Origin of the sequence: Solidesulfovibrio sp. C21 (assembly GCF_047785625.1) — a bacterium.
Taxonomy (GTDB): domain Bacteria; phylum Desulfobacterota; class Desulfovibrionia; order Desulfovibrionales; family Desulfovibrionaceae; genus Solidesulfovibrio.
Genome location: NZ_JBLODY010000131.1, coordinates 1 through 5,598, shown reverse-complemented (window position 1 = coordinate 5,598; position 5,598 = coordinate 1). Strand labels below are relative to the sequence as shown.

General features: G+C 64.8%; 4 protein-coding genes. All 4 read left to right on the top strand.

Features of this window, described 5'->3' with window-relative positions; genetic code table 11:
- The first annotated feature begins 520 nt into the window (after positions 1-520).
- The 4 genes from ACMZ6R_RS19890 (at position 521) to ACMZ6R_RS19875 (ending at position 5,484) form a co-directional block, all read left to right on the top strand.
- Positions 521-1,891 carry a TrkH family potassium uptake protein gene (locus ACMZ6R_RS19890; RefSeq protein WP_416114695.1) on the top strand — a complete coding sequence of 457 codons (1,371 nt, stop codon included), beginning with the start codon at positions 521-523 and terminating at the stop codon, positions 1,889-1,891.
- 33 nt (positions 1,892-1,924) lie between these two features.
- Complete coding sequence (locus tag ACMZ6R_RS19885) at positions 1,925-2,578, top strand: potassium channel family protein (protein WP_416114694.1); 654 nt, start codon at positions 1,925-1,927, stop codon at positions 2,576-2,578.
- Between the two features lie 98 nt (positions 2,579-2,676).
- Positions 2,677-3,849 (top strand): Obg family GTPase CgtA, encoded by a 1,173-nt coding sequence (gene cgtA / locus ACMZ6R_RS19880; RefSeq protein WP_416114693.1) that lies wholly within the window; start codon positions 2,677-2,679, stop codon positions 3,847-3,849.
- Between the two features lie 123 nt (positions 3,850-3,972).
- On the top strand, positions 3,973-5,484 hold the full coding sequence (locus ACMZ6R_RS19875; protein ID WP_416114692.1) for a glycosyltransferase family protein: 1,512 nt from the start codon (positions 3,973-3,975) through the stop codon (positions 5,482-5,484).
- The last annotated feature ends 114 nt before the right edge of the window (positions 5,485-5,598 follow it).

The following is a 5,598-nucleotide window of genomic DNA, read 5'->3' as shown; positions in this document are numbered from 1 at the left end:
GCGAGAGGGGAACCCTTTTTGAAAAAAGGGTTCCCCTCTCGCGCTCTCCCCTCCCAAAAACTTCTACCGGTTACAGGCGAATGAACGGAACCGACCTGTAACTATCAAAGTCTTTGGAAAGGGGGTCCGGGGGGAACCTTTTCTACAGAAAAGTTTCCCCCCGGTTTCTTTTCCCTTGGCAAGCGAGCACGCTTGCCGTAAAAGCGCCCCTCGGCTTGGCGTCACGTTTTTTCTTTTTTACCGCAATATTTCCTATTTTACCGTAAAGCAGGATGTTTTTCTCGTTTTGCAAGAATCTATATCTCTTTTCTTGTTTCATTAACATATTTAAATAAAACAGAAAAGTCATATCGGCCGTATTGGCACGGGATTTGGATAAAGGAAAAACAGAGCAGACAATACCTCCCTATTGTTCTGACCTCTCCTTCATCTCCCGCGCGGGGGCTCTCACCGAGCCCCCCATTTTTTTTGGGCGCGGGGCCTTGGAGAATCGACGCCCTCTGCGCTACCTTCGGACCCCATGTGGCATAAGAAATTGTTCGCGCCCCTGGCGCTGCCCATCCACGTGTTTGCCGGGGCCATCCTCGTCGGCGCGTTTCTGCTGCACCAGCCGGTAAGCTGCCGGGGCGGGGCGGTGTCGTTTCTCGACGCCCTGTTCACCGCCACCTCGGCCGCCTGTGTCACCGGGCTGACCGTGGTCGATACCGGCGCCCGGTTCTCCCTGTTCGGCCAGACCGTCATCCTGGCCCTGGTGCAGCTTGGCGGCCTCGGCGTCATGACTTTTTCCACGCTCATCTTTTATCTCTGGCGTCGCCGGGTGTCCCTGGCCGACCATATCGCCGTGGGCCAGAGCCTGCTGCACGACACGACCTTCCACCTGGGCCGCTTCCTCACCCGCATGGTGCTGGTCACGGCCGTGATCGAGGCCGTGGGCGCGCTGGGCCTCTACTGCCTCGACCCGGTCGGCTTCGCGCCCTATTCGGCCGTGTTCCACTCCATCTCGGCCTTTTGCAACGCCGGCTTCGCCCTGCCCGCCGACAACCTCGCCTCCTATGTCGGCAGTCCCGGCGTCAACGGCGTCTTCATGTGGCTTGTCGTCAGCGGCGGTCTGGGATTCGGCGTGCTGATCGAGGGCTACCGGGCGGTCCGTTCGCACCTTGTGCGCCTTGTCCGCCGCGACGCCCGCGTCTTCCGCCTGTCCTGGCATTCCCGCATCGTGTTTGCGGTCTCGGCCGCCTTGATCCTGGTCGGGGCGGGCATGATCTTTTTCGGCGAGTTCCTGGGCGACCGCTACCCCGCCTTGTCGGTGGCGGACAAGGCCATGGCCGCGCTTTTCCAGTCCGTGACCTGCCGCACGGCCGGGTTCAATACCCTGGACATCGGCCGCATGGCCGACGCCTCCCTGGTCATCATGGTCTTTTTGATGTTTATCGGCGGTTCCCCCGGCTCCTGTGCCGGCGGCATCAAGACCACCACGTTCGCCGTGCTGTGCGCTTTCGGCAAGTCGCGTATGCTCGGCCGACGGCAGGCCGTCATCGGCCGCTTCGCCGTGGACGAGGGCACCATCGACAGGGCCGTGACCCTGACCGTCCTTGCCGGCGGATTGGTGCTTGGCGCGGTGCTGCTCTTATGTTTTACCGAAGGGGCGGTGGCCCCGCATGTGGAATCCGGCGGCCGGTTCCTGGAGATCCTGTTCGAGGTCGTCTCCGCCTTCGGCACGGTGGGGTTGTCCACGGGCATCACCCCGACGCTGACGCCGGCCGGCAAGATCGTCATCACCCTGCTCATGTTCGTGGGGCGTCTTGGGCCGATCCTTTTCCTCTCGGTGCTCCAGGCCTTTCAGGAGCCCTTGCGCTATCGCTGGCCCGAGCAGAGTATGATGATCGGCTAGGGCGTCGCCATGTCGCTTTTTCGTGGAGGAAAAATGGCCCAGGATCAGGTATGCATCATCGGGCTCGGCAAGTTCGGCTTTCACATGGGCCGCTGCCTGGTGGAGCTTGGACGGCCGGTGATCGGCGTGGACGGCAATTCCGAGAAGGTCAAAAACGCCCAGAACATCTTCACCCAGGTCTACCAGCTCGACGCCAAGGACAAGCGGGCCCTGGCCCAGATCCATGTGGAGGAGATGTCCCATGTCGTTGTTTCCGTGGGGCATTCCATGGAGGCGAGCATCCTTATCTCGCTCTACCTCAAGGAGCTTGGCGTGCCCCAGGTCTGGGTTAAGGCCGTGTCCACGGACCATGAAAAGCTGCTGATGAAAATCGGCGTGGATACGGTCTTTATTCCCGAGCGGTTCGCGGCCAAGAACATGGCCCATCAATTGGCGAGCCCGGGGCTGATCGAATACCTGCCCATGGACAAGAACGTGGCCATAAAAGAGATCGGCATCGACGACTGGGCCGGTCGGACCTTGCGCCAGCTCGACCTCACCAACAAGCATCAGGTACAGGTCATTGCCTGGAAGCGGGAGCAGGCCGAGCACTATTCCTTTATCCCCAAGGCCGACGAGCCGCTTGGGACCGGCGACAAGCTGGTGCTGGTGGGCCGCGAGGACAGGCTCGCCAAGCTGCGGCCGTAAGTGTTGTGTCTCTTTAATTCCATCATTTAAATATATTACCTTCGAAATTCGCAGACGCGCATTTCGAGGACACGACACGAAGGGTGCCCGGAGGGGTTATGCGTTTTGTCGATGAAGCCTGGATTATCGTTCGCTCGGGCAAGGGCGGACGCGGCGCGGTGTCGTTTCGCCGCGAGAAATTCATTCCCCGGGGCGGCCCGGACGGCGGGGACGGCGGCAAGGGCGGCGATATCGTTTTTCGGGCCGACCCGGACCTGCTCACGCTTTATGACCTGCGCCTGCGGCGCATCTACGAAGCCCGAAACGGCGAAGGCGGCATGGGCCGCCAGAAAAACGGCAAGGCCGCGGCGGACCTTGTCATCGACGTGCCCGTCGGCACCGAACTGTATGAGTTGCCGCCCCTGGAACCTGTGGAACCGGCTCCCGAGGACCAGGACGTTCCGGAGTCCCCCCCCTCATTCAAGCCCGTGTACGAAATCGGAAAGGACGATGCGGACGCTGGCGACGCCGAGGCCCCGGTGGAAGTGGAGGAGGAGGCTCCGGAGGAACCCCTGCTCGTGGACCTGACCACACCGGGCCAGACGTTCGTCGCCTGCCAGGGCGGTCGTGGCGGCAAGGGCAACCTGCACTTCGCCTCGGCCACCATGCGCACCCCGCGTTTCGCCCAGCCCGGCGAGCCGGGAGAGGAGCGCCGCATCCGGCTGGTGCTCAAGGTGCTGGCCGATGTCGGCATCATCGGGCTGCCCAACGCCGGCAAATCCACCTTCATCGCGGCCGTGTCCCGGGCCCAGCCCAAGATTGCGGCCTATCCCTTCACCACGCTCACCCCCAACCTCGGCGTGGTGGAAAACGACTACGGCGACCGGCTGGTGCTGGCCGACATTCCGGGGCTCATCGAGGGCGCGCATCTGGGCCATGGGCTAGGGCACCGGTTTTTGCGCCACGTGGAGCGCACACGGGTGCTGCTGCATGTCGTTTCGGCCGAGGACGCCTCGCCGGAAGGCATCTTCGAGGCCTTTGCCGTGGTGGACGAGGAGCTGCGCCGCTTCGACCCGGCCCTGGCCGAGCGGCCCCAGATCCGCGTGGTCAACAAGATCGATCTGCTGACCCCGGAAGACCTGGCCGCGCGCCGTGAGGCCGCCCGCGCCGCCGGCCAGAAGGTCTTTTTCATGTCCGCGCTGACCGGCGAGGGCGTGGAGGCGGTGCTGGAAGCGATCTGGCTGGCCGTCTGCTCCCGGGACGCGGACGGCAATCTCCGACCCGGGGAGTGAGCGTTGGCGCATGGTTGTCCGTGTGGCCGAAGGCCGGAAAGCTCTTTTTGAGAAAGCGCGGCGCGAAAAGCCGCCATGCCTTGGCCCCGCCGGCCATTCCGGCGGGGGGGAAGGATGAGCGCCATGCCGCAACCCGGCAGCCGCCTGCGCATTGTCGACGAATTGGGCGCGGCCAAGACCCTGGCCCCGGGCCATGAGGTCGTTACCCGGGCTGAAAGTCCGGACTGGCTGGTGCTCGGCCTTGGCCCCGATCCGCGGGCCCTTGCCGCCACGCTCCCGCCCGGGGCCAGGGTGCGTTATCTGGAGTGCCCGGAATTTCTCGCCCAGACCGACGCCGCCTGGCGCGCCGCCATCCCGGCCGCCTGGACCCCGGTAGCGTCTCTCGATCCGGTCCTGGCCGCTTGTGCCAACATCCTGCTGTACCGGCAGGCCGGAACCCTTTTCCCCCGCTTCTGGAGCCCGATACAGGCAGCGCTGCTGCTGCCGGTTGTGCCGCCGGATGCCCCCTGCCGGGAGAAGATCGCCCTGCTGCCCCGGGACACGGGCGGGCTGGTCGCCCCGGGCATCACGGCCGGGTTCGAGGCCGAGGGCTTCACGGTGCGCGTCGTGGACCGGGCCGGATTGCTCGCCTGTCTGGAGCGGGAACGGCCGGCGCTTTTTTTTTCCGTCAATTTCACGGGTCTCGACCGCCACGGCGAGGTCCAGGCGCTGCTGGCCCGGGCCGGGGTGCCGGTGGTCGTCTGGTGCGTGGACAACCCTTTCCACTGCCTGTCCGGCGTCAAGACGACCGCCTGGCGCGACGTGACCCTGTGCGTGACCGACGACTGGTTCGTTGCGCCGCTAACGCGTCACGGCGCAAGGGCCGTGCATCATCTGCCCCTGGCCGCTGATCCGGCCTTTTTTACGGCCAGACCCGATCGGCCGGAACTTGCCGGCAAGCTCCTTTTCGTCGGCCGCAGCGCCTTTCCGGACAAGGAGCTTTTTTTTTCGGGAAGCAGGCTCGACCCCGCCCTGTGGGACGAGGCCATGGCCATGCTTGTACGCGGCGAGCGTCCGGATTTCGGCTGGTGGGAGAAACGGCTTGGCGCGGCGTCCCTGTGGCCCGGGCGTGACGCCCGGCGCGTGGGCTACGGCGCGGAAGAGTCGGGCCAGGCCTGGCGACGGCTGGTCATCCGCGAGGCGGCCCGTACCGGAAAACTGGCCGTGTGCGGCGATGCGGCTTGGCGGGGGCTTGTCGAAGCGCCGTTCGCCTGGCTGCCCCCCGTGCCCTACCACGAGGCGCTCCCGGGGCTCTACGCTTCCGCCCAGGCCGTCGTCGGGGCCGTCAGCCCGCTTTTGCCCCACGGCCTGACCCAGCGCCATTTCGACGTCTGGGCCGCCGGCGGTTGCCTGCTCACCGACCACACACCCGGGCTCGCGCTCTTCCCGTCCGAACTGACCGGGCCCATCACCTACCGGACGGCCCGGGACATCCCCGACCTGGCCCAACGCCTCAGCCAGGACGCCGAGGCCCTCAAAGATGCCTGGCGCGAACTGATCGCGGCCCACCATACCTATCGCCACCGCATCCGTAGCGTGCTGGAGTGGGTGGCGGAGGAAGGCGGGAGAGGCAACCGGGGGGAAACTTTTCTGTAGAAAAGTTTCCCCCCGGACCCCCTTTCCAAAGACTTTTAGCGGTTACAGGGCATTATCGTTACCGTACCTGCAACCGTTAAAAGTTTTGGGGAGGGGAGAGCGCGAGAGGGGAAC

What these genes read in the sequence shown, in the direction of transcription:
- ACMZ6R_RS19875 (WP_416114692.1), top strand. Translation starts at nt 3,973, where the DNA reads ATGCCGCAACCCGGCAGCCGCCTGCGCATTGTCGACGAATTGGGCGCG.
- ACMZ6R_RS19885 (WP_416114694.1), top strand. Translation starts at nt 1,925, where the DNA reads ATGGCCCAGGATCAGGTATGCATCATCGGGCTCGGCAAGTTCGGCTTT.
- cgtA (WP_416114693.1), top strand. Translation starts at nt 2,677, where the DNA reads ATGCGTTTTGTCGATGAAGCCTGGATTATCGTTCGCTCGGGCAAGGGC.
- ACMZ6R_RS19890 (WP_416114695.1), top strand. Translation starts at nt 521, where the DNA reads ATGTGGCATAAGAAATTGTTCGCGCCCCTGGCGCTGCCCATCCACGTG.